Annotated in this window: 21 protein-coding genes; 11 read left to right on the top strand and 10 right to left on the bottom strand. The window is 77.5% G+C overall.

The window, feature by feature from the left end; all coding sequences use genetic code 11:
• The first annotated feature begins 107 nt into the window (after positions 1-107).
• Together J0910_RS19385 and J0910_RS19390 are read left to right on the top strand one after the other, a co-directional pair.
• Positions 108-1,490 (top strand): DUF2201 family putative metallopeptidase, encoded by a 1,383-nt coding sequence (locus tag J0910_RS19385; RefSeq protein WP_420159955.1) that lies wholly within the window; start codon positions 108-110, stop codon positions 1,488-1,490.
• A gap of 223 nt (positions 1,491-1,713) precedes the next feature.
• Positions 1,714-3,588 carry an AAA family ATPase gene (locus tag J0910_RS19390; protein WP_420159956.1) on the top strand — a complete coding sequence of 625 codons (1,875 nt, stop codon included), beginning with the start codon at positions 1,714-1,716 and terminating at the stop codon, positions 3,586-3,588.
• 324 nt (positions 3,589-3,912) lie between these two features.
• Here the strand turns inward: J0910_RS19390 and J0910_RS19395 are convergent, their stop codons facing one another.
• Positions 3,913-4,557, bottom strand: coding sequence for an HNH endonuclease family protein (locus tag J0910_RS19395; protein ID WP_420159957.1), 645 nt, complete (start codon positions 4,555-4,557; stop codon positions 3,913-3,915).
• Between the two features lie 367 nt (positions 4,558-4,924).
• On the opposite strand from J0910_RS19395, the gene J0910_RS19400 reads away from it, so the two are divergent.
• The 4 genes from J0910_RS19400 to J0910_RS19415 all read left to right on the top strand — a co-directional run bounded on the left by J0910_RS19400 (position 4,925) and on the right by J0910_RS19415 (position 9,178).
• The gene (locus J0910_RS19400) at positions 4,925-5,368 is read left to right on the top strand and encodes an NUDIX domain-containing protein (protein ID WP_420159958.1); all 444 of its coding nucleotides are present in this window, start codon (positions 4,925-4,927) and stop codon (positions 5,366-5,368) included.
• A gap of 156 nt (positions 5,369-5,524) precedes the next feature.
• The gene (locus tag J0910_RS19405) at positions 5,525-6,679 is read left to right on the top strand and encodes a hypothetical protein (RefSeq protein ID WP_420159959.1); all 1,155 of its coding nucleotides are present in this window, start codon (positions 5,525-5,527) and stop codon (positions 6,677-6,679) included.
• A 352-nt stretch (positions 6,680-7,031) separates the two neighbouring features.
• Complete coding sequence (locus J0910_RS19410) at positions 7,032-7,919, top strand: universal stress protein (protein WP_420159960.1); 888 nt, start codon at positions 7,032-7,034, stop codon at positions 7,917-7,919.
• A gap of 113 nt (positions 7,920-8,032) precedes the next feature.
• Positions 8,033-9,178, top strand: a complete 1,146-nt coding sequence (locus J0910_RS19415; protein ID WP_420159961.1) for an epoxide hydrolase family protein — start codon at positions 8,033-8,035, stop codon at positions 9,176-9,178.
• Positions 9,179-9,643: 465 nt separating this feature from the next.
• On the opposite strand, the gene J0910_RS19420 is transcribed toward J0910_RS19415, so the two are convergent.
• From J0910_RS19420 to J0910_RS19445, 6 genes are all read right to left on the bottom strand, one after another.
• A complete protein-coding gene (locus J0910_RS19420; RefSeq protein WP_420159962.1) occupies positions 9,644-10,261 on the bottom strand; it encodes an Asp23/Gls24 family envelope stress response protein in 618 nt (205 codons plus the stop codon).
• A gap of 442 nt (positions 10,262-10,703) precedes the next feature.
• Positions 10,704-11,312 carry a DUF6286 domain-containing protein gene (locus J0910_RS19425; protein ID WP_420159963.1) on the bottom strand — a complete coding sequence of 203 codons (609 nt, stop codon included), beginning with the start codon at positions 11,310-11,312 and terminating at the stop codon, positions 10,704-10,706.
• Entirely contained in the window at positions 11,297-11,725 is a 429-nt protein-coding gene (locus tag J0910_RS19430) for an Asp23/Gls24 family envelope stress response protein (RefSeq protein WP_420159964.1), read from the bottom strand. Before J0910_RS19430 ends, J0910_RS19425 begins: the two co-directional genes overlap by 16 nt.
• Positions 11,722-11,892 carry a hypothetical protein gene (locus J0910_RS19435; protein WP_184390362.1) on the bottom strand — a complete coding sequence of 57 codons (171 nt, stop codon included), beginning with the start codon at positions 11,890-11,892 and terminating at the stop codon, positions 11,722-11,724. The genes J0910_RS19430 and J0910_RS19435 overlap by 4 nt, the downstream gene beginning before the upstream one ends.
• 116 nt (positions 11,893-12,008) lie before the next feature.
• Positions 12,009-12,239, bottom strand: a complete 231-nt coding sequence (locus J0910_RS19440; protein WP_420159965.1) for a hypothetical protein — start codon at positions 12,237-12,239, stop codon at positions 12,009-12,011.
• A 53-nt stretch (positions 12,240-12,292) separates the two neighbouring features.
• A complete protein-coding gene (locus J0910_RS19445; RefSeq protein ID WP_420159966.1) occupies positions 12,293-12,781 on the bottom strand; it encodes an Asp23/Gls24 family envelope stress response protein in 489 nt (162 codons plus the stop codon).
• 257 nt (positions 12,782-13,038) lie between these two features.
• On the opposite strand from J0910_RS19445, the gene J0910_RS19450 reads away from it, so the two are divergent.
• From J0910_RS19450 to J0910_RS19460, 3 genes are all read left to right on the top strand, one after another.
• Positions 13,039-13,590 (top strand): RNA polymerase sigma factor, encoded by a 552-nt coding sequence (locus J0910_RS19450; RefSeq protein WP_420159967.1) that lies wholly within the window; start codon positions 13,039-13,041, stop codon positions 13,588-13,590.
• Positions 13,581-14,120, top strand: a complete 540-nt coding sequence (locus J0910_RS19455; RefSeq protein WP_420159968.1) for an anti-sigma factor — start codon at positions 13,581-13,583, stop codon at positions 14,118-14,120. The genes J0910_RS19450 and J0910_RS19455 overlap by 10 nt, the downstream gene beginning before the upstream one ends.
• Before the next feature lie 412 nt (positions 14,121-14,532).
• A complete protein-coding gene (locus J0910_RS19460) occupies positions 14,533-15,537 on the top strand; it encodes a YbgA family protein (protein ID WP_420159969.1) in 1,005 nt (334 codons plus the stop codon).
• A gap of 31 nt (positions 15,538-15,568) precedes the next feature.
• On the opposite strand, the gene J0910_RS19465 is transcribed toward J0910_RS19460, so the two are convergent.
• Complete coding sequence (locus tag J0910_RS19465) at positions 15,569-16,987, bottom strand: MFS transporter (protein WP_420159970.1); 1,419 nt, start codon at positions 16,985-16,987, stop codon at positions 15,569-15,571.
• Between the two features lie 104 nt (positions 16,988-17,091).
• On the opposite strand from J0910_RS19465, the gene J0910_RS19470 reads away from it, so the two are divergent.
• Positions 17,092-17,688, top strand: a complete 597-nt coding sequence (locus J0910_RS19470) for a TetR/AcrR family transcriptional regulator (RefSeq protein ID WP_420159971.1) — start codon at positions 17,092-17,094, stop codon at positions 17,686-17,688.
• 1,376 nt (positions 17,689-19,064) lie between these two features.
• Here the strand turns inward: J0910_RS19470 and J0910_RS19475 are convergent.
• Positions 19,065-20,636: an MFS transporter gene (locus J0910_RS19475; protein ID WP_420159972.1), complete on the bottom strand. Its 1,572-nt coding sequence runs from the start codon at positions 20,634-20,636 to the stop codon at positions 19,065-19,067.
• Between the two features lie 292 nt (positions 20,637-20,928).
• Here J0910_RS19475 and J0910_RS19480 point away from each other — a divergent pair, with 292 nt between their 5' ends.
• Positions 20,929-21,801 carry a TetR/AcrR family transcriptional regulator gene (locus J0910_RS19480; protein WP_420159973.1) on the top strand — a complete coding sequence of 291 codons (873 nt, stop codon included), beginning with the start codon at positions 20,929-20,931 and terminating at the stop codon, positions 21,799-21,801.
• A gap of 43 nt (positions 21,802-21,844) precedes the next feature.
• Here the strand turns inward: J0910_RS19480 and J0910_RS19485 are convergent, their stop codons facing one another.
• Positions 21,845-22,795: a LysR family transcriptional regulator gene (locus J0910_RS19485; protein ID WP_420159974.1), complete on the bottom strand. Its 951-nt coding sequence runs from the start codon at positions 22,793-22,795 to the stop codon at positions 21,845-21,847.
• Positions 22,796-22,859 lie beyond the last annotated feature (64 nt).

Consider the following 22,859-nt stretch of genomic DNA (forward strand, 5'->3'; position numbering starts at 1 on the left):
CCCTGCCCCGCCGGGCCCGCCCCCGCCGCCCCCTTCCCGGAAAGGCCCCGATGCGACAGAGCCGGCACGATGCCCGCCCTCCGGCGGCGCGGCGCGCGGGCGCCCCCGTGGACCTGCTGGACCGCCGGGCGCTGGCCGAGTACGACCCGGCCGACCCGGAGGTGGTGGAGGAGGCGCGCAGGCTGAAGGAGGCGGCGCTGCTGGACTTCGGCGTCGCCGACAGCGCGGTCGCCTCCTGGCTCTACGCCAAGTGCCACTACCAGATCCCCACCACGGCGGTGCCGACCGCGGCGGTCGCCGCCACCGGCGACGGCGCCTGCATGCTGCTGTACAACCCGTGGTTCTTCACCCGGCTGGGCGTCGACGGGGTGAAGTTCGTGCTCTACCACGAGGCGCGGCACATCATCCAGCGCCACCTGTACATGGAGCCGGAGCTGCGCGGCGACCCGCTGTTCACGCTGGCCGCCGAGGTCGGCATCAACCACGCGGTGATGGTCCGGCTGGGCCGGTCCGAGCTGCCCGCCCTGGACGGCGGGCCGACCGGGGTCGACCCCCGGGAGGTGCACCGCGACTACAGCGCCGACCTGCGCGCCCAGGGGCTGGAGCCGGTGGGCTACGCGGCGTTCACCGAGACCGACATGTCGGTCTACGCCGAGCTCAAGCGGATGGCCGCGCCGCCGGTGCCGGCCGTGCTCTGCGTGCACATGGGCGGCGACGGGGAGGGCGGCGGGGACGGCGTGCCGCTGGACCCCGAGACGGTCGGGCAGGTCGCCACGGCGGTGCTGGAGGAGGTCATGCGGCGGGCCCGCGGCGGCGACCGGTCCGCCCGCGCCGAGCTGCTGGAGATCGCGGACCAGAGCGCGGAGGCGAACGAGCGGATCCAGCGCATCTGGGGTTCGCTCGGCCTGGCCGCGCTGCGCGGCGAGACCCCGCGCACCCGCCGGGTCGACTGGTGGAAGCGGTGGCTCGCCGACACCCTGGCCTCCAAGCTGCACTCCGGCGAGCGGCTGGTCTACCCCAAGAAGCTCGGCGCGGTCATGCTCGCGCTGGGCCACGAGCCGATGCTGGCCCGTCGCGGCGACGAGCGCACCAAGGTGGTGCTGATCGCCCTGGACACCTCGGGGTCCATGCCCGACGCGGTGGTCGAGTGGATCACCGGCCTGGTCGGGCGGACCGACGGCGTGGAGGCGCACTGGGTGTCCTTCGACGGCGCGGTGATGCCCTTCGTCCCCGGTGAGCGGGTGCTCGGCGGCGGCGGAACGAACTTCCAGAACGTCGTCGACTACGCCGAGGGGCGGTACGAGATCGGCGGCCGCCGGTTCGAGGAGCGGGCGGACGCGGTCATCGTGGTCACCGACGGCCACGCCCCCGCGGTCGTCCCGCGCGACCCCGACCGGTGGATCTGGCTGATCACCGACGGCGGCGACACCTGGCCCGAGCGGCACGACCCGCCGATGGCCTGCCACCGGGTGGCCACCGGCGACCACTGACCCCGGGGCCGGAACCGGCCCCTCCCCGGCGGCGCCCGGCCCGCGGGTCCGGCGCCCGCCCTGCCCCACCTCCCCGAGCAGCAGAAGGAGTCGCCGTGCCGACCCGGTTCCCGACCCGAGCCCCGCGGCCCCGGCGCCGCGCGCACCCGCCCGGGGCCGCCGCGCGCGCGGGCGCCGCCCGCACCCCCCGCCCCGAGCAGCGGGCCGACCCGAGGGAGGCGCGGTGAGCACCGCCGGAACGGCCCCGGACACCGGGGAGCGCGCCCGCGCCGCCGAGTGGATCCCCACCGCGACCTACCCGGACCCGCCGGAGGGCGGGGCGGCCGGGTCCCGGCTGGAGCGGTTCATCGACGCGATGATCGCGATGGGCCAGACCGGCCAGGTCTTCGGCGAGCACGGCATCGGCAAGACCTCCACCTTCCTCTCGCACATCCCCCGGGCGCACCCGGGGACCGAGGTGGTGCTGCTGCCGGCCGCCAACCTCACCCCGGACGACCTGCTGGTCAACGCGCCGGTGCGGCAGGACGGCGGCGGTCTGGCTCTGCGCCAGCTCATCATGGGCCGGCTGCGCCCCGGCCGCCCGTTCGTGCTGGTGATCGACGACTCGCTGCAGGCCGGCGACACCATCCAGTCCCAGCTCATGCAGATCGCGTGCAACTGGACGCTGGGCGAGCACGACCTGCGCGAGCTGGGCTGCGTGGGGGTGTTCCTCGCCGACAACGAGTCGTCGTCCGAGACCGGCACCCGCCGCACCGACCTGGCGATCCTGGACCGGATGGCCACCATCAGGATCACCGCCAACGACACCTCCTGGCGGCGCAGGCTGGCCGAGCGCTACCCCGGCCGCGACCTGGGCGGGGTGTTCCGGGAGTGGGCCGGGCTCACCCCCGAGCTGCGCCGGCTGCTGTCGCCGCGCACCCTGCAGCACGTACTGGACTGCGCCGAGGAGGGGCTCCCGCTGCGCTGGGGGCTGCCGCTGCTGAACGGCGCCCGGGTCGCGCTGACCGAGCCGGGGAAGGACGGCAAGCCAGGGCGGGACCGCACCGACGAGATCCTGGGCCGGATCGCGGCCGCGGCGGGCGCCGCCGACCCGGACCGGGTGGCCGACCCGGTCCGCCGCATCCTGCGGGCGGCGGTGCGCAACGGCTGGGCGGTGCTGCTGCAGGGCCCGCCCGGGTGCGGCAAGACCGAGATCACCCGGCAGGTGGCGGCCGAGGAGACCGGCCGCGCGCCGGTGTACTTCTCGCTGCCGGTCACCGCGCTGGAGGACCTGTGCGTCCCGGTGCCCTCCTCGGACGGGTCGCTGGACGTGCTGCTGACCCGGTCCCTGCTCGGCCCCGAGCCGAAGGTGGTGGTCTGGGACGAGTACAACCGGCCCAAGGACAAGGCGGCCTTCGCCAAGCTGATGGAGGTCACCCAGGAGTGGTCGCTGGCGGGCCGGCCGATCGAGAACCTGCGCGCGCAGGTCGCCCTGCAGAACCCGCCCTACCACCTGGGCCGCAGGCTGCTGGTGAGCAGCAACAACCTGGCGCAGGCCAGCCGGTTCACCGTCTCCTACGAGGTGCTGCCCGAGGACATCCCGGCCAACCAGTGGCTGATCGACACCTACGGGCGCACCGCCGAGACGGTGCTGGAGTGGTGGAAGAACGACATCGACGACGAGGGCCGGGAGTGGATCACCAAGCGCACCCTGGAGCGGCTGATCAAGCTGCACCTGGCCGGTGAGCCGCTGGAGTCCGGGCTGATCTACCTGGGGGACGGCGAGTTCGCGCCGGTCCCGCTCTCCGGCCTGGAGGCCCGGCTGGCCGAGCGGCGCTCCGTCGGCCTGCACGACCTGGCCGCCGAGGTGGACGCCTGGGAGGCCAAGCTGGCCGCGGCCGCCCGGGAGTCGTCGGAGGGCACCGCCGACTCCGACACCGTGCACCGGGTGCTGGCCAACTCCGAGGTGTCCCAGCTCCGCGAGCACCTGCCGGAGGTGGCCCGGCTCCTCCGCCACCTCCCGCCGAAGCTGCGCGCCACCTACCTGGTCGGCCAGGCCCCGGAGAAGCAGCGGTTCTGGGTCGACGCCTTCGCCGAGATGGCCGCCGCCGGGCGCTGAGCGGCCGCGGCGCCGCGGGCCCGGCGGCCGTGCGCAGGGCCGGCGCCCGCCCCGGTCCGCCCACCGCACGCGGCGCCGGAGGAACGGGGGCGGAGGGAGCGGGGCGGGGGGAGGAGAGGATCCGGGCCTCTCCCCGCCGCCCCGCCCGCCCCGATGGGCGGCCCTCCCGATCTGCTCGGCGGCCGCGCGATGCCCGCGGCGTCCGCGCGGCCGCTCGCACCGCGCCGCGCCGGCGCACCGGACCCGACCGGGGCGGCGGGCAGGCCGTCAGGATCCCGCCCGGGTCCGGACGGCCCGGCGGAGAGGCGGCCGCGCCGCCTCCGGTCAGGCCGCGGGCTCGGTGTCGACCACCGCGTCCGGGCAGTCCTCGGCCATCCGGGTGAGCGTCTCGTGCTCGGCGCGGTCGGCGGAGAGGCCCCAGCGGACCTTCACCGCGGTCCACTCGGTGATGTAGCGGCAGTGCGCGCTGGTCAGCGACGGCATCCAGGTCGCGGGGTCCTGGTCGGCCTTCTGCCGGTTCTCCCGGGCGGTGACCGCCACCAGCGCGACCGGTTCGCCCAGGTCGTTGGCGTAGTCGCGGCGGCGGGCCGTGCTCCAGGCGGAGGCGCCGGAGTCCCAGGCCTCGGCCAGCGGCACCATGTGGTCGATGTCCAGGGCGCGGGCCTCGGTGTGGGAGCGGCCGTCGTAGTAGGAGTACCACTCGCCTCCGCTGATCCGGCACCGCTCACCGACCTCGGGGGCGGTGACGGCCTCCTCGATGAGGACTTCGGCGCGGGTGTTGCAGCGGTCGCGGTCGGCGTCGGTCCAGTGCGGGAAGAGGGAGCGGTCGTAGCCGTCCCGGGACTCGTCGGCGACGGGGAGCCCGGCGACGGCCTCGGCCAGCGGGACCGGCGCGGCGTGCGCCGGGGCCTGGGCCAGTGCGACGGCGGCGGCGCAGACGGCGCCGGCGGCGAGGGATGAGCGCAGCATGGTTGCCCTTCGAACGGTGATCGCTGTGCGTGGTCGATCTGCGCCGGACGGTCCGCACAGAAACGCGTCTCCCCTGTTCACCACCGTCAGGGGGAGGCCATACCGGTACCGGGCGGGACGTTCACCGCACACCGCCCCGGGTTCCGGGCGCCCTGTTCCCCGGTATCGGGCCGTCCGTTCACCGGGCCGAGGCCCCGCCCGGCCCCGCCGCCGGCCGCCGGGCCCCGGGCCGGGCGCGCGGAGCCCCCCGACGCGGCCGGGCAGGGTCGCACGGCCGGGCCCGCCCCTGTGAAAAGGTCGGAACCGCCGCCGGGGGCCGCCCGCCGGCGGCCCGTACAGCGACGACGCGGGAGAACGGGAGCGCGGCGTGGACCGTGACCGGAAACCGACCGGGTGCCTGGTGCTGATCACCGACCGCCGCGGGCGGGTGCTGCTCCAGCTGCGCGACGACATCCCCGGCATCCGCTGGCCCGGCCACTGGGTGCTGCCCGGCGGCCGCCGCGAGCCCGGCGAGACCTGGGAGCAGAACGCGCTCCGCGAGGTCTTCGAGGAGACCGGGATCCGCCTGTCCTCGGTCGAGCGCGCCCGGGTGGAGCCGCACGATTCGGAGAAGGCCCCTCCCCCGGTCTTCCTCGCCTCCTTCGACGGCGACGAGGCCGACCTGGTCCTCGGCGAGGGCCAGGAGCTGCGCTTCGTCCACCCCGGCGACGGGCTGCCCGAACCGGTCCCGCCGCACATCAGGCACTACATCGCCCGCCTCGCCCCGGTGCGCGCCGGCGGCGCGGGCGCGCACCGCCCGCCGGGGGGCTGACCGCCGGGGCCCTGTCCCCCGGCGCCGCCCCGGGGCACGCTGAAGCGGGCCGCCGGGGGTTCGCCCGGTGTTCCCCCGCGCTCCCCGCGGGGTTCGCACCGGCGGCGTGGCCTCCGGGCGGCGGAGCGGCGGCGACCCGGAGAGGACGGGATCGGCATGGGCGAGCGGCGGGCCGGGCGGATCGGAGCGGCGGGGGTGCTGGCCGCGGCTGCGGTGCTGGCACCGGCCGCGGTGGCGGAGGCGGACACCGGCGGGCCCGGCGCGCCGCCGGCCTCGGTGGACGGCGGGGCGTGGCCCTCCGGGCACGTCCAGGGCGCCGCCCTGGACGAGGAGCGCGGCCACATGTACTTCTCCTTCACCGACACCCTGGTCAAGACCGACCTGGACGGCGGGGTGATCGGCACCGTCACCGGGCTCACCGGCCACCTCGGCGACCTCGCCTTCGACGAGCGGGACGGCCGGGTCTACGGCTCGCTGGAGTACAAGTCCGCCGAGGCGTTCTACATCGCGGTCTTCGACGGCGAGCGGATCACCCGCACCGGGATGGACGCCGAGGAGGACGGTGTGCTCGGCACCGTCCACCTGGAGGAGGTGGTCGAGGACTACACCGCCGACATGGACGGGGACGGGGTGTTCGACGGCGACACCGCCGACACCGCGGACCACCGGTACGGGTGCAGCGGGATCGACGGCGTCGCGTTCGGGCCCGCGTTCGGCCGGCGCGGCGGCAGGCCGCTGCTGACCGTGGCCTACGGCGTCTACTCCAACACCGGCCGCGCCGACAACGACCACCAGGTGCTGCTGCAGTACGACACCTCCTCCTGGAAGGAGAGGTACGAGCGCCCGCTGGACCAGGGCGACCCGCACACCAGCGGCCCGCACCGGCCGCGCGGCAAGTACTTCGCCTACACCGGCAACACCGCCTACGGCGTGCAGAACCTGGAGTACGACGGGCACACCGGCGACTGGTTCATGGCCGCCTACCGGGGCGGGAAGCCGCACTTCCCGAACTACTCGCTGTTCGCCGTCGACGGCTCGGAGCGCCCGGCCGAGGGCGAGCTGCGCGGGCAGCCGGAGGAGGAGCGCGGGCTGCTGCTCTCCCTGCGCGAGGACGGCCTGCACCACGGGGAGTCGGGCGTCCGCGGCTGGGAGGGCGCCGGCCAGTACGGCCTGGAGTCGCTGGACGACGGCCGGTTCTACGTGGTGGAGCGCGGCCGGCGCACCGAGGACGGCGCGGTGCTGGAGACCGGCACCGCCCGGCTGCACGAGTGGACCGCCGCGACCCCGGACCCGTTCGCCCCGCTGGGCTGATCCGGCCCCCCGCTCCCGGCCCCCGCTCCCGGACGCCCGGTGCCGGACGCCCGCCCGGCGGGTACGTTCCCGAGAGCGGGAGGGCCCCGCCGCCTGCTCCGGGAGGGATGAACGTGGCAGAGCCCGACGGCCCCGTCCGGCCGCCCCCGCCCGGCGGCCGGGCCGCGGCGCACGGCGGCGGCGCCGCGCCCGCTGCGGGAAGGGCGGCTCCGAAGCGGCCGAGGTCCCGTCCGTCCCCCCTCTCCTCCCCCTCGAACGAGCCGGCCGGCGGCGCGCCGGGGCCGTGCGCCCCGGGCTCCCGGCGGCCCCGCACCGGCACCGGGGCGGGGAGGACCGAAGGATCGGAGGAGCCATGGCGGCGGAGCAGGGCGCGCCCATCGCGGCGGCGGTCGACGGGAAGCGGGGGAGTCTGCGGGCCCTGGACTGGGCCGCCGACGAGGCGCGGCTGCGGGGGCGCCGGCTGCGCATCGTGCACGCCTTCGACTGGCCGCTGTACCACTCCACCCCGCACGGCCTGGCCGGCTTCGACATCGAGGAGTACGGCCGGCGCGTCACCCGCGACGCCGAGGAGCGGGCCCGGGAGCGCACCCCGGAGGTCGAGGTCGAGTCGGTGCACGTCACCGGGGACGTCGCCCCGGTGCTGCTGGAGGAGTCCCGCCGGGCCGAGCTGATCGCCATCGGCTCCCGGAGCCTGGGCACCGTCAGTGCGGTGCTGGTCGGCTCGACCGCGCTGGAGCTGCTGGCGTTCGCCTCCTGCCCGGTGGCGGTGGTGCCGGACCGGGAACCCCGTGCACCGGTGGGCCGGGTCACCGTGGGGGTGGACGGCTCCGCGCCGGCCCGCGCCGCGGCCGCCTGGGCGTTCGGGGCCGCGGCCGAGCGCGGCGCCGAGCTGCGCGCGGTCACCGTGCCCCGGCGGGTCACCCGGGCCCGGTTCGGCGCGCCGGAGGAGCCCGCCGAGGGCGCCGGGGAGGACCCCGCGGTGGAGGAGGCCCACCGGATGCTGTCGGAGTCGATCGCGGGCGAGCGCGAACTCCACCCCGGGGTCCTGGTGGAGGAGGCGGTGGAGGCCGGCCACGCCGCCGAGGTGCTCTGCGCCCGCGCCGAGGACGCCGACCTGCTGGTGGTGGGGACCCGCGGCCGCGGCGGGTTCACCGGGCTGCTGCTGGGCTCGGTGAGCCAGGCGGTGCTGTCGCACAGCCCCTGCCCGGTGGTGGCGGTCCGCGCCGGGGACGGCCGCTGAGGCCGCGGGGCTCCGGCCCGGTGCGTCCGGCGGGGCCGGGGCCGGGCCGGCCTCCCCGGCCGCGGGCGGGATGGCGGTTGCGGGAGGGGCTCCGCCGCTAGAACAATGCGCCGATGCGCGCTTTCACATTCGATACGAGTCCGGAGGTCCTGGCCGATCTGCGCGAGCGGCTGGCCCGGACCCGGTTCCGGGCCGATCTGCCCGGCGAGGACTGGGACCGGGGCACCCCGCAGCCGTGGCTGCGCGCGCTCGTGGAGCACTGGCTGCACCGCTACGACTGGCGTGCGACGGAAGCCGAGCTGAACGCCATCCCCCAGGTCATCGGGGAGTGGGCCGGCCTGCGGGTGCACGCCTTCCACGTCCGGTCCCCGCATCCGGAGGCCACGCCGCTGCTGCTGTGCCACGGCTGGCCGGGGTCGGTGGTGGAGTTCCTGGACTGCCTGCCGGCGCTGACCCACCCGACCTCGCACGGCGGCCGGGCCGAGGACGCCTTCCACGTGGTGCTGCCCTCGATGCCCGGCTTCGGGCCGTCCGGTCCGACCGCCGCCGGGGCGGACGTCCCGGCCATCGCCGACGCGTTCGCGGCCCTCATGGACGGGCTGGGCCACCGCCGGTTCGTGGCCCAGGGCGGCGACTGGGGTGCGTTCGTCGTCCGGCAGCTGGGCCTGGAGCACCCGGAGCGGCTGCTCGGGGCGCACGTCAACTTCCCCTGGGCGGTGCCCCCGCCCGGTGTAGCGGACCCGCTGGGCGAGGCGACGGCCGAGGAGCGGGCGGCGCTGGAGCGCAACGAGCGGGTCTACGGCGCCGACCAGGGCTACTACATCCAGCAGGCCACCCGGCCGCACAGCGTGGGCCCGGCCCTGGAGGACTCCCCGGCCGGCCTCGCGGCCTGGCTGCTGGAGAAGTTCCACACCTGGTCCGACACCCGGGACGGCCTTCCGTTCACCCTGGACCGGCTGCTGGACAACACCATGCTGTACTGGCTGACCGGCACCGCCACCTCCGCCGCCCGGCTGTACGCGGATTCGGAGTGGTACGGCTCGGATCCGGAGGTGTGGGGCCGCCGGGTGCAGGCGCCGACGGGGATCGCCCTCTACCCGTACGAGAAGACCCGCTCCCCGCGCCGGTGGGCGGAGCGGCAGTGGAACGTCGTGCACTGGTCCGAGCAGCCCCGGGGCGGCCACTTCGCCGCCTTCGAGCAGCCGGAGCTGTTCACCGCCGACCTGCGGGCGTTCGCCCGGGTGCTGAACGGGGGCTGACCGCCGGCCGGCGGCACGGCCACCGCGTTCGGGGCGAGCGGCCCGGTTCCCCGGTCGGCCCGGTTCCCCGGTCGGCGCGGCGCCCGGGGCGCGACGCCCCGGGGCGGGCCATCACGCCGGGCGGCCGCCGGTCCGGTACGGGGCGCCCTGCTCCGGCCCTGCGCGCTCCGAGCGCCTTCCGGACCCGCCCGCCGCCACGGCGGCCACGCTGTCGGGACCCGCGTCCGATATGAAACCCCGGCGGCCCCGGCCCCCCTTCCAGGCGGACTTCTCCAGGATGAGGCGCGGGACCCGTTCGGCCCCGACGCGGCGGACCGGCAGGCCTCCTCGGCCCGGTCGGGGAGGACAGGCGGCGGATCCGGCCCTCCGGGGACGGGCAGGCCGGGCCGCCCCCGCGCCCGGCCCCCTGCGGCAGGCCTCCCCCGAGGCGGGAAGGGCGCGGGAGAAGACCGCGGCGGGAGCGGATCAGGCGAGTCCCCTGCCCCTGCCGGGGGCGAGGGGCGGGCGGGCCGGTACCAGGCGGAGCACCGCGGGCAGGCGGTCGGCGCCGAGGGCGTCGCGGAGTTCGGGCAGGACCTCCGCTCGGAGCCGGCGGCAGAGCTCGGCCGGGTCGGCGTCGTCGTCCAGGGCCATGTCGATCCAGAGCCGGGGGGCGTCGGCCGGGCCCGCCGCGCGCAGCCGCACCGAGCGGACCCCCGGGTAGCCGCCGGCCCTGCCGCGCACCGCGTCCTGCAGCGCCGAGGCGGAGACCACGATCTCCCCCTCCCCCGCGTCCTCCAGGCCGGCCCGCGCGACCGCCCCGGTGCGCGCCTGGACCAGGATCCAGCGGAGCGCGGCCAGCGCCACCAGCAGCGCCAGCGCCGCCCCCGCGTAGGGGAGGTAGGGCGCCCACGGGCCGGCCGCCCCGGCGAGGCGGGCCGGAAGCACCCGGCCGTCCGGCCCCGGGCCCCACAGCCCGTACCCCGCCGCCATCCCCGCACCGCCGAGGGCCGCCGACGCCGAACCGAGCAGCGCCAGCCCCCACCGGTTGCCGCGCGCCGTCCTGCGGGCCATGTCCACCACGGGCTCCTCGCCTTCTCTCACCGATGTCCGTTCCCCGCCGCCCGCGGGGCCGGGAGGGCCCCGGGAGCGCCGGGGCCTCCGCCCGCCCGCCGCGGACACGGCCGGGGAGGGCCGGCCTCCCCGCACTCCGCGGCGCCCCGGCCCCGCCCCGCTCCACGGGTGCGGTCGGACCGGCGCGCCTCGTGCGCCGCCGCACGGCCGGCGGCCCCCTCAGAGACTGTCGGGTGTGCGGCCGGTCGCCTGGAGTGTCCGACCGCGGGTCGGGAGGGGCGGGGACCGGGGCCCGGCGTCGCCGCGGCCGCTGTGGGCCGTGCGCCGCCGGGCCGCCGGGCCGCCGTCCCGCTTCCCCGTTGGTCGTGGTGCTGCGGGGCATCAGGGCGCCCTGATGCCCCGCAGCACCACGACCAACGGGGCGGTCCGCCGCTGAGCACTCCGGGCGACCGCTCGCACACCCGACAGTCGCTCAGGACCGGTCCCGGCGGAGCCGGGTCCGGACCCGCATCGGGCGCAGCGGGTCCATGCCCTCCAGCCGCGACCGGACGGCGGCGCGCACCTCCTGCTCCGCCTCGGCGCCCCGGTGGCGGCGGACGCGGGCCCGCACCCGCACCCGCCGGCCGCGGACGGAGACCCGCACCCGGTGCACCCCGTCGACGCGGGAGGCCGCCGCGGCCAGCGAACGCCGCACAGCGCCCCGGGAGACGGCCGCGACCAGGTCGGGGTCGCCGGTGCGCAGCGCCGACCAGGGGCCCCGGCCGGGCAGCAGCGCCGCCCCCAGCAGGGCCAGGCCGATCAGCAGCGCGCCGGCGCAGGCGGCGCGGACCGGCAGGTCTCCCCAGCGGGCACCGGCCGCGGCCTGCACCAGGCCGCGCGGGAGCGGCAGCGGCGCGGTGCCGAGCAGCGCCGACACCAGGTCCGCGGCGGCGGCGCCGGAGGCCGCCAGCAGCACGCCGCCGGCCAGCAGTGCGGGCAGGGCGCGGCGGGGGCGGAAGGCGCGCGCGGCGGCGCGGCGCGCCCGCCTCTCGTCCCGGGGCGGCGCGGCCCGCTCCGGGGCCGCGGTCACGGCCGCCCCCACCGCGGGTCCTCTCCGCCGGCCCCCGGCTCCCCGGCGGCCTCCTCCGCGGCGCCCGCCGCCGGCGCGGGCGCGCGCCGGACGGCCAGCGAGGCCACCTCGACGTCGACCCGGAGCACCTCCGCCCCGGCGTACTCGCGGAGCCGCCGCGCGACCCGGTCGCGGACCGCGCGGGCGGCGCCGAGCACCCCGCCCGGGTAGGGCAGCGCGACCGAGACCGCCACCGAGACCCCCGTACCGCTCCGGCGCACCCGCACCCCGGTCCCGGAGCCCCTGCCGACCGCCCCGGCCTCCACCGCGGCCCGCCGGGCGATCTTCGCCAGCACCCGGTCCGGAACGGTCGTCCGGCCCGGCCCGCCCGCGTCCGCGGGGCCCGGGGGCGGGGCGGTCCGGGCACCGGCCGGCGCGGCGCTCACCGCCGCTCCCCGAAGAGCCGGGCCAGGTCGACGTCGCCCTCGTAGGCGCGCCCGGCCACGAAGCCGGCCAGGCCCAGGAGGAGGACGAGGGCGAACGCCCCGAAGCCGCCGAAGGCGGCGGCGAAGCCCAGGGCGGTGCCGAAGGCCAGTCCCACGATGGGCCACATCCGGCCCACCTCCTCATCCGTGCTCGTCGGTGCGGGTGCTCGGATCCGCGGAGCGCGCCCGCCCCTCGAGGGCGCGCTCCGCGGCCGTGCGCGGCGGGCCGGTGCCCGCCGCGCGTCTATCGCAGGCGCCGCCTGCGCTCGCGCCGCCGCCGGGCGCGGCGCAGCGCCTCGGCCGCCGCCGCGACGGGGGTGCGGGGGCGCCGGTAGACCGTGATGCCCCGGGTCCCGGGGGCGGCGGCGCCCCGGTCCCAGCGCGCCAGGCCTTCGGCGAAGGCGCGGGGGTCGCCGCCGGCGTCGGGGTGGTTGCGGCGCACCCAGGCGCGGAACTCCGCGGGGTCGGACGCCATCGGGGGCTCCTCCTTCCGGGCCGCTCCGCGGCCTCGGGGGGCGGTGCGGACGGTCACTGCACCCGGGGCTCGGAGCCCGCGGCGCCGCCGTTCTCCTCGTCGGGCAGGTGGATGTCGTCGACGTCGATGTTGACCTCGGTGACCTCCAGGCCGGTCATCCGCTCGATGCCGGCGATGACGTTGCGCCGGACCGCCGCCGCCAGGTCGGGGATGGACACCCCGTACTCGACGACGAGCTGGATGTCGACGGCCGCCTGGCGCTCGCCGACCTCCACGCCGACCCCGCGGGCGGCGGTGGAGGTGGAGGTGGAGCCGGGGATCCGGTCCCGGACGGCGCCGAACGCCCGAGCGGCCCCGCCGCCCATCTGGTGGACCCCGTTGACCTCGCGGGCCGCCATCCCCGCGATCTTGGCGACCACGTGGTCGGCGATGGAGGTCCGCCCGTCGGCCGTGACCAGCTCGCGGCCGCCGCCCCGCCGCGCGGTGTCCCGGCGCTCCGCCTTGGGCGCGCCCTCCTGCTTCTCGTTCACGCTCTGCGTCATATCGCTCCGGCCTTTCGGCTCTCCGTCGGTCTGCGGTCCGGCTCGTGCGGGCCGGCACAGGGAGGACACCCCGCGGCGCCCGAGCCTCACGCGCCGACTGGAGTGACATGGAACACATACCGCAACGAGGTGTGCGCGAGGGGGAGTTCTGAGTAGCCTTCCGCTCCGGACCGCGCGCCCCCGGGGCGCGCGTCCCCCGCCGTCGGCCGGCCCGGCCCGGTGGACGGCCCGGACCGGGGAGGAGCACGCACAGGGGCATGGAGCGCACGGAGGGCATCCCCGAGGCGTCCCTGGTGGAGCGTGCCCAGGACGGCGACACCGCGGCCTTCGAGGCACTGGTCCGGACGCACCAGCACGCGGTCTACCGGATGGCGCTGCGTACCCTGCGGGACGAGGCGGAGGCCGCCGACGCCGCGCAGGAGGCGTTCATCACGGCCTGGCGGCGCCTCCCCGACCTGCGGGACGTCCGCACGTTCCGCGCCTGGCTGCTGCGCATCACCGCGCGGCGGGCGCTCAACCTGCTCCGCTCCCGCCGCCCCGGCATCCCCCTCGGCGAGGCCGGGGCGGACCCGCCGGACCCCGATCCGGGCCCGGCGGGGCGGGCCGCGGCGGCCGGGCTGCGCGAGGCCCTGGAGGTCGCCCTGGCGGGCCTGCCGCCGCCGCAGCGGACCTGCTGGCTGCTGAGGGAAATGGAAGGATTGGGATACGAAGAGATAGCCGACATCGTCGGCGCGACCCCGACCGCCGTGCGCGGCCGCATCCACCGTGCGCGCACCCGTCTCGTGGAGGCGCTTGAACCATGGCGGTAGAGCAGCCCGCCGAGCCCGGCCGCCTGCCCTGCGGCAACACGCTCGACTCGCTCCTGTCGGACCTGCGCGCCGGCCGGACCGGGGAGCACGAGCGCGGCTGCCCGCACTGCCGCGCCGAGGCCGACCGGTACCGCGTGCTGCTCGACGCCGAGGCCGCCGAGGCGGAGGCGGGGCCGTCCGCCCCGCCGGACCTGGTCGACCGGGTCATGCTCGCGGTGCGCGCCGAGGGCCGCCCCGGGCGGCGGATCGGGGTGCGCGGCGCGGGGCCGGGCCGGACGCGGGTGCGCGAGTCCACCCTGGCCGCGATCGTCCGCGCGGCCTGCGCGGACGTGCCGGGGGCGGCGGTGGGCCGGTGCCGGATCCTCGACGAGGAGGACGGCCCGGCCGTCGAGCTCACCGTGCGCCTCACCGAGCGGGTCCCGGTCCCCCGGCTGGCCGACGCGCTGCGCGCCGCCGCCCGCCGCGCCGTACAGGACCAGCTGGGCCGCGCCCCGTCCCGGGTGGACGTCCTGGTCGCCGACGTGGAGTGAGCCCGCCGCCCCGAGAGCGCGGGAGGAGCACGGGCCCCCGTCCCGCTCCGGCCCGGCGCCCCGGGGCGGCGGTGGGGCCTTCTCCCCCGCCTCCGGACCGGGAGCCCCGGTGCCGCCGGGAGCGGTCCGCGGAGGGAGGGCCGCCCGGGGCGCGATGCGGGGCGCGGCGCCGCGGTCCGTGCGCCGGATCGCGGCGGCCCCGGAGTTCCGGGCCGCTCAGCGGGTAGGAGACGGCCACGGGATCGGGATCACCGCGGAGAGGCCGGCCTCCGCGGGCTGAGAAACTTTCGGGTATGCGGTCGGTCGCTCGGAGTGTCCGGGCGCGGGCCGGCCGCGTCGCGGGTGGGCGGGGAAGCGCGAGGCGGCCCACCGGGTGACCGGCCGGACACCCGACGGCCTCTGAGGAGGGACCATGATCGACGGCGACACGGCCGCGGAGCCCGGAGGGCAGGAGGGCGCCCGCCCCCGGATCGGGGTGTCCAGCTGCCTGCTGGGCGAGCCCGTCCGCTACAACGGGGGCCACTGCCGGCACCGCTTCCTCACCGACGGGCTCGGGCCGTACGTGGAGTGGGTGCCGGTCTGCCCCGAAGACGAGATCGGGCTGGGCGTCCCCCGGGAGACGCTGCACCTGGAGCGCGCCGGGGCCGGCGGGGAGGCGGCCCCGAGGGTGGTCGGCGCCAAGAGCGGGGCCGACCGCACCGACCGCCTCGCCGCGGTCGCCGACGCGCACCGCGCCGACCTGGACTCCCTCGACGGCTACGTACTGAAGAACAAGTCGCCCAGCTGCGGCCTGTTCGGCCTGCCGGTCTTCTCCGACGGGAAGCGGGTGGACGGCAAGGGGCGCGGGGCGTTCGCCCGCCGACTGGTCGAGCTCCACCCCGAGCTGCCGGCCGAGGAGGAGGGGCGGCTCTCCGACGCGGGACTGCGCGACCACTTCGTGGAGCGGGTCTTCGCCCACGCCCGGCTCCGGGAGCTGTTCGCCCCCGGTTGGCGCCCCCGCGACCTGGTCGCCTTCCACGCCCGGCACAAGCTCCAGCTGATGGCGCACTCCCCCGACGCCTACCGGGCGCTGGGCCGGGTCACCGCCGGGGCCGGCCGGGGCGACCCCGCCCGGGTCGAGGCCGAGTACCGGGGCGGCTTCCGGCGGGCGCTGGCGCTCAAGACCACCCCGGGCCGGCACGTCAACACGCTGCAGCACGCCTTCGGCATGGTCAGCGGCCTGCTGGACGACGCCCGCCGGCACGACATGCTCGCCTCGATCGAGGCCTACCGGGCGGGCGAGGTCCCGCTGACCGTGCCGGCGGCGCTGATCCGGCACCACTGCGCCGCCGAGGGCGTCGCCTGGGCGGCCGAGCAGACCTATCTGGCGCCCTTCCCCGCCGGCCTGGGCCTGCGCAACTCCCTGGTGCGCGGCTGACCGGAGCCCTTCCGGCGGCGGCCGGCGCCGGTCAGCGGGGGCGGCGGGCCGGCAGGGCGAGGGCGGCCGCAGCGACGGCGAGCTGGAGGCCGGCGATGATCCAGAAGGCCCTGGCGTGGTCCGCGGCGGCGGCCGGCGGGCCGGCCAGGGTGACCAGCACCGCGAGTCCGAGCGCCCCGCCCGCCTGCTTGGCGGTGTTGAGCAGGCCGGAGGCGGCCCCGGCGTCGGAGGCGCCGGCACCGGAGACGACGGCGGCGGTGAGCGGAGCGGCGAGCAGGCCGCCGCCGAGGGAGAAGACGATCCCGGGCCCCAGGACGGCCGCGGCGTAGGTCCCGGCCGGCGCCGCGGCGGCCTGCCAGGCGAAGCCGGCGGCCGCGATGAGGGCGCCCGCCGCGACCGGCGCGCGGGCGTCGGCCCGTCGCATGAGCGGCGGGACCAGCCACCGGGCGGCCGCGACGGTGGCCAGGGTGTGCGGCAGGAAGCCCAGGCCCGTCGCCAGTGCGCCGTAGCCCAGCACGTCCTGCATGTAGAGGGTGAGGAAGTACCACATCGGGATCTGGAAGCAGGCGCCCGCCAGCAGCGTCACCGCGCAGCCCACCGCGACCGCGCGGTCGCGGAGCAGCCGGGGCGGGACCAGCGGCGCGGCGGCGAACCGCGCTTCGACCGCGGCGAACAGCGCCAGCGCGGCGGCGCCGGCGGCCAGCGCCGCCGCGGTCGCCGGGTCGGTCCAGCCGTGGTCCGGGACGCGGGTGACGCCGTAGGTGAGCGCGGTGACCCCGGCGGTCGCCGCGACCGCGCCGGGGACGTCGAGCCGCCCCGGGCCGCCCGCGGGGCGGCGGTCCCGGCCGATGAAGCGCGCCGCCGCGGCGATGGCGGCGATCCCGACCGGCACGTTGACCAGCAGCACGGCCCGCCAGGACAGCGAGTCGGTGAGCAGGCCGCCGACCAGGTTTCCCGCCGCGCCGCCGACCGCGCCCACGGCCGTCCAGGTGGCCAGCGCGCGGGTGCGCGCGGGCCCCTCGGGGAAGGCGGTGGTCAGCACGGTGAGGGTGGCGGGGGCGAGCACCGCCGCGCCCAGCCCCTGGGCGGCGCGGGCGGCGATGAGCAGGCCCGGTGTCCAGGCCGCCCCGCCCACCAGGCTCGCCGCGGTGAACAGGGCGAGCCCGGCGGCGAGCACCCGGCGGGGCCCGTACAGGTCGGCCAGGCGCCCGCCGAGGAGCAGGGGCCCGGCGAAGGCCAGCGCGTAGGCGCCGGCCACCCACTGCAGGTCGGCCGGGTGGAAGCCCAGCGCGGCCCGGATCGAGGGCAGCGCGACGTTCACCACGGAGACGTCGAGGACCACCATGAACTGGGCGGTGCAGGCGAGCGCGAGGACCGCGCCGGCGGCGGGGCGGCCGGCGCGCCCGCTCCCCCGGTCCGCGGTGGAGCGCCGGGGTCCGTCGGGCGCCATGGGGCCTCCATCAGATCAATGCGAGCACATCGTTCTGCCGGGAAGCCAACCCGAGTAGACTCGATCCGTCAAATCGATGAGCGCACATCGGAAAAGGAGGGGCGATGGCCCACCGGACCCGCGGGCCCGGCGCGCACCACGAGGAGCGCCGGACCCGGATCGCCGACGCGGTCCTCGCGGTCGTCGCCGAGCGCGGACTGGCCGCGGTGTCGCAGAGCGAGGTGGCGGCCCGCGCCGGCGTCTCCCCCGGCCGGGTGCAGCACTACTTCCCCGCCAAGCAGGGGCTGATCGAGGCCGCCTTCGACCGGGGCAACGCACTGAGCAGTGCCCGGATCGCGGACGCCGCGGGACGGGCCTCCGGCCCGCGCGACGTGCTGACCGCGGTGCTGACCGAGCTCATTCCCCACGATGAGGAGACCCGCGCGCACATGCGCGTCCGCCAGGCCTTCACCGCGCTCGCCCTGTCCGACGAGGCCATCGCCGAGCGGATGCGCACCGAGTACGAGCGCTTCCACCGCCAGGTCGCGGACCTGCTGCACGGGGCCGGCGCCGCCGACCCGGCGGCGTCCGCGGTCTCGCTCACCGCCCTGGCCGAGGGCCTGGCCTACTACGTCCTCATCGGCGCCCACCCCGCCCCCGCGGCCCGCGCCCGCGTCCTCGCCGCCATCACCGAGGCCTGCCCCGCCGATCGGGACCGCTGACCGGGGCCGCTGACCGGGGCCCGTGCCCCGCCTCTCCCCGATGATCTTGACGCTGCGGCCCCATCAGAGCGCTCGTCACCAAGTGGCCGTTGCAACGAGCAACTCGGGGAGGGCCGGAGCTCAGGCGGTCACCCGAGCGCGGCGCCCCACGGGGCGGGGTACAAGCGGGCAGCGAAAGCAGGGAGGGGCACCGGCCGGTCGGTCCGGCGCGGCACCCCACGGAGCGAAGGCCAAGACGGGCAGCAACGGCAAGGGGAGGGCCGGGGCACAGGCCTCACCCGAGCGCGGCGCCTCGCGGAGCAAAGGTTCAAACCGGCGGCGGGAGCGGGGGGCGCCGCGTTCGCCGACCCGACCCGCCGCGTACTCCCGGCGGGAGGCGGCGGCGCCCCGGCGAAGGCGGAGTGGGCCCACTCCCCAGAGCCCATCAGGGGGCCTTATCTCGTATGTCGGGTTTGCGGCGAGGATCGGGCGAAAGTGGGGGCGCCCTGCGCACCTCTGCGGCACCCCGAGTACATCTACCAGCGAGTAGTAAGCCCCGAAGCCCTCACCACCTCCTCGCCGATCACCCAGAGTGGCCAAGGCGGGCCCACCCGGCAGAGCAAAAGCGACATCCCGCCCCCACTCCTGCCTTTCCCGGGTTCCGGCCCCCTGCCTTCCGGCCTTCCGGGCCGCTCGAACCCCCGACCACCGGCCCGATCAGGGCGATCCGGGCCTGCCGGGGGCCGATCCGGGCCGGGATGCGCACCAGGGAATCACCGGGGTGCTCTCGCGGTGCGCAGGGCGCCCCGCCCCACTATCACCCTGCGTATTCACCCAGGTCAGAGAGGGGCAGTGGTTACCGGGCGGCCGGCCCCGGCTCCCGGGGCAACACGGGCACGGCGAACCCGCCACCCCGCCCCACCCCCGCCACTGCCACGCCCCCATCACTGCCGTCGCCGCCTGCTTGAACCTTCGCTCCGCGAGACGCAGCACCCAACCGACCGGCCGGTGCTCCTCCCGCCCTCGCCGCCCGCTTGAACCCCTGCCCCGTGAGGCACCGCGCTCGGCCGGAGTGCCCGTCCCCGCCCCTGCCGGTGCCGTCGCCGCCGGTCCGAGCCTTCACCCCGTGGGGCGCCGCGCCCAACCGACCAGCCGGTGCCCCTCCCGCCGTCGCCGCCCGCTTGAACCCCTGCCCCGTGAGGCGCCGCGCTCGGCCGCACTGCCGCCGGAGGCCGCGCCGCGCTCCTCCCCGGTGGAGGGGGCCGGCTGACCGGGAGGGCGCCGATCCCCGGTGGCGGCTCCGGGATTACCTCGCTCCCTGGAGGGGAGAGGCGGCATAGCGGGTTCTTCGCCGTCCGTCCCGGCGAAGAACCCGCGGTCTCCGGTCCGCCCGGCGCTCAGCGCGCCGGGTCCGCGGCGGGTTCGGCCGGCGCCTCCTCGCCGGCCCGCGCGCGGCGCAGGTTGATGAACGCCAGCACCCCCATGACCAGCATGGTCACCGCACCGGACCAGGCCGCGGTCTGCATGCCGGCCACGTAGGCGGAGCGCGCCGCCTCCGCCAGCGCCGCGCCGGCGCCGCCGGCCAGCTCCCCGGCGACGGCCAGGGCCCCGCCCAGCGTCTCGCTCGCGGCGGCCCCCTGCTCGGCCGAGAGCCCGGCGGGCAGCCCGTCGGCCAGGACGGAGCGGAACACCGCCACGCCGATGCTGCCCAGCACCGCGGCGCCCAGCGCCTGCCCGAACTCGGTGGCCGACTCGAACAGCCCCGAGGCGGAGCCGGCCTTCTCCGGCGGCGCGGAGGAGACCACCATGTTCGAGGCCAGCGCCTGCACCGAGCCGATGCCCCAGCCCAGCAGGAGCAGCCCGGCGAAGAGCAGCGGCAGGTCCGCGGCGGTGCCCAGCCGGGCGACCAGCACGAACCCGGCGGCGCCGAGGAGCATTCCGGAGCCGATCACGTACCCGGGGCGGAACCAGCGGGTGGCGGCCGCGCCCAGCAGCGACCCGGCCACCGAGCTGACCGCGGTGGGCAGCGTCATCAGCCCGGCCGTCAGCGGCCGCATCTCCAGCACCGACATCAGGTACTGCGTGATGAAGTAGAACGTCCCGACCAGGGCGAACACCGCGACGGCCGCGGTGATCAGGGAGACGCTGAAGGCCTTGGACCGGAACAGCCCCAGATCCAGCATCGGGGTGTCGAGCCGCCGCTGCCGGCGGGCGAACAGCACCGCGAAGAGCACCCCGACCAGGGCCGCGGCCAGGGTCTGCGGCCCGTAGTCCTGCTCCGCGGCCTTCTTCACCGCGTACACGGCCGGGAGCGCGGCGAGCAGCACCCAGGCCGTGCTGACCAGGTCGAACCTTCCGGGGGACGGGTCCCGGTACTCGGGCAGCAGGATCGGGCCGAGGACCAGCAGCACCGCCATGACCGGGACGTTGATCAGGAAGACCGCGCCCCACCAGAAGTGCTCCAGCAGCCATCCGCCGATGATCGGCCCGACCACGCTGCCCAGGGTGAACACCGAGGCCCACACCGCGATGGCCGCCTGCAGCCGGCGCGGTTCGGTGAACATCACCCGGATCAGGGCCAGTGTGGGCGGCATCAGCGTGGCGGCCGCGGCGCCCTGCAGCGCGCGGGCGGCGATGAGCAGCTCGGCGGTCGGGGCGTAGGCCGCGACCGCGGAGGTGGCGCCGAAGGCGGCGGCGCCGAGCAGCAGCAGCCGCCTGCGCCCGATCCGGTCGCCCAGGTTGCCCATCGGAATCAGCAGCCCGGCGAGGAGGAAGGCGTAGATGTCGACGATCCACAGCTGCTGGGCGCCGCTGGGTTCCAGTTCGGCGGTGAGCGAGGGAAGCGCGAAGAAGAGCACGGTGACGGTCACCGAGATGAGCAGGACCGGCAGCATCAGCACCACCAGGCCGGCCCATTCCCGCCCGCCCGGCCTCGCGGCGCCTTCAGTGGCGCCTTCAGTGGCATTCATGAGAAAACACTCTCCCCTACAAAGTATGTGCGAGTTGCTGTACAAGGTACGACCATCGTGACGTTTTAGCAATCGCACGGCGGCGCCCGCCGACCCCGACGCTGAAATGAGCAGAGTTCCACGCGGACAACCGGTTGCGCGGCAGAGAGTGCGGCCGAGCCGCATTTTCATCACACGGCGTCGGCTTTTTCGTCACAGAGAAAGGCGTGGTAGCATTTCGTCACGAAATGGTGAGCGTGATGAAAAGGGGCCGCCCATGCCGACCTGTGCGCAGTGCGGAAAGGAACTCGCGGTGCCCGCCCGCGGCCGCAGGCCCCGGTACTGCTCGCGCTCCTGCCAGGCCCGCGCCTACCGGGCGCGCGCGGCCGCCCGCGGCCGGGACGAGCACGGCGCGGACGCGGCCGCCGGGCCCGCCGAAGAGCGGCGGGAGCCCGCACCGCCCTCCGGCGCGGAGCGGCCGCGCACCGGGGGCCTGTCCCGCGACCGGATCGTCCGCGCCGCCGTCCGGATCGCCGACTCCGAGGGCCTGGACACCATGTCCATGCGGCACGTCGCCCAAGCGCTCGGTGTGCAGGTGATGTCCCTCTACCACCACATCGACGGCAAGGACGAGCTGATCGACCTGATGGTGGAGGCGGTCTTCGGCGAGGGCGGCGAGGCGGACGGCGGCGGGGACTGGCGGAGCGCGCTGGAGGCCTCCGCCCGCTGGGAGTGGGCGCTCTACTCGGCGCACCCGTGGGTGCTGGAGGTCCTCGCCTCCGTGCAGCCCCCGCTGGTGCCCGGTGTGCTCGCCGGGGTCGAGCGCGGGCTGCAGGCGCTGGACGGCCTCGGGCTGGACACGGTCACCGCGCACCGGATCTACCTGAGCATCAGCGGCCTGGTCCAGGGGCTGGCGCTGCTGCGGGTCAGCGAGATCACCGCCGAGCGGCGCGACGGCGGCGCCTCCCTGGCCCGGTGGCGGTCCGTCCGCGTCCCGGCCGTGCTGGAGAAGCTGGGACCCGACCGGTTCCCGAGGCACGCCGCGCTCCGCGACGACGTCGACTCCCTGACCGACCTGGAGGGGGTCTTCGAGTTCAGCCTCCAGCGCCACCTCGACGGGCTCGCCCTCTTCCTGGAGGGGGCCGGGGAGCGCGCCCGGAGCGCCGCCGGGGAGGAGCCGGGCTGAGTCCGCCGGGCGGGGCGCGGGCGGCGGCCGCGCCGGACCCGGCTCACCCGCCGCCGGCCTCCCGGAGCAGCAGGTCGTGCACCCGGTCGACGCCGGGGCCGCTCGGCGGTCCGGGCCGACGGACCAGGTAGCAGGTGTTGAACGGCGGGTCGTCCGGCTCGTGCAGCGCGACCAGGGCCCCGGAGTCCAGCGCGTCCCCGCACAGGTAGCGCGGCAGCACGCTGAACCCGGCGCCCGCGACCACCGCGGAGAGCACCCCGCGCAGGTCGGGCAGGGTGAGCGCGGCGCGCCAGGAGAGCCGCCCGCCGAAGACGTGCCGCCAGTAGCGCCGCACGATGGGCAGGTCCTCGGCGTAGGCGACCAGCGGCACGCCGCGCAGCGCCGACGGCCCCTCCCCGGCCGCCAGGGCCTCCGCCCGCCCCGCCCATGAGGGCGCGGCGACCAGCACGAACTCCTCGTCCATCAGCGGGACCGAGACCAGGCTCCGCCCGCGCGGGCGGAGCGTCGCGATGACCAGGTCGTGCCGGCCCGCGCGCAGCTCCTCCAGGAGCGGGCCGGTCAGACCGGTCGCCACCCGCAGCCGCACGCCCTCGGCCGCCAGCGGGGCCAGCGCCGGCACCGCCCGGGTGCACAGCAGCTCGGCCGGGCCGGCCAGGTGCACCGGGGCGGAGCCGCCTCCGCCCTCCCCCGGCGCCGCGACCGCGGCCAGCTCGTCCAGGGGCGCCGCGATCCGCGCCGCCAGCTCGTCGGCGACCGGCGTCGGCGCCGCGCCGCGCGGCAGCCGCTCGAACAGGTCGCGCCCCGAGTTCCGCTCCAGCGCGCGGATCTGCGCGGTCACCGTGGGCTGCGACAGCCCGAGCAGCTGCGCGGCGGCGGTGAAGGACCCGGACCGGTGGACCGCCAGGAACGTCCGGAGCAGGTTCAGGTCGGCCGGCCGCGCCGCGCCGGCCGGGGCCGGCGGGGCCGCCGGCTCATCGGTCTCCCTATCGCTCACGGCGCCGACCCTATCCGGTCCCCGATGCCCCGGCCCCGCCCGCTCCCATCGGTGATCCGATGGC

The sequence above is a fragment of the Nocardiopsis oceanisediminis genome (assembly GCF_048595525.1).
Lineage (GTDB): Bacteria > Actinomycetota > Actinomycetes > Streptosporangiales > Streptosporangiaceae > Nocardiopsis_A > Nocardiopsis_A oceanisediminis.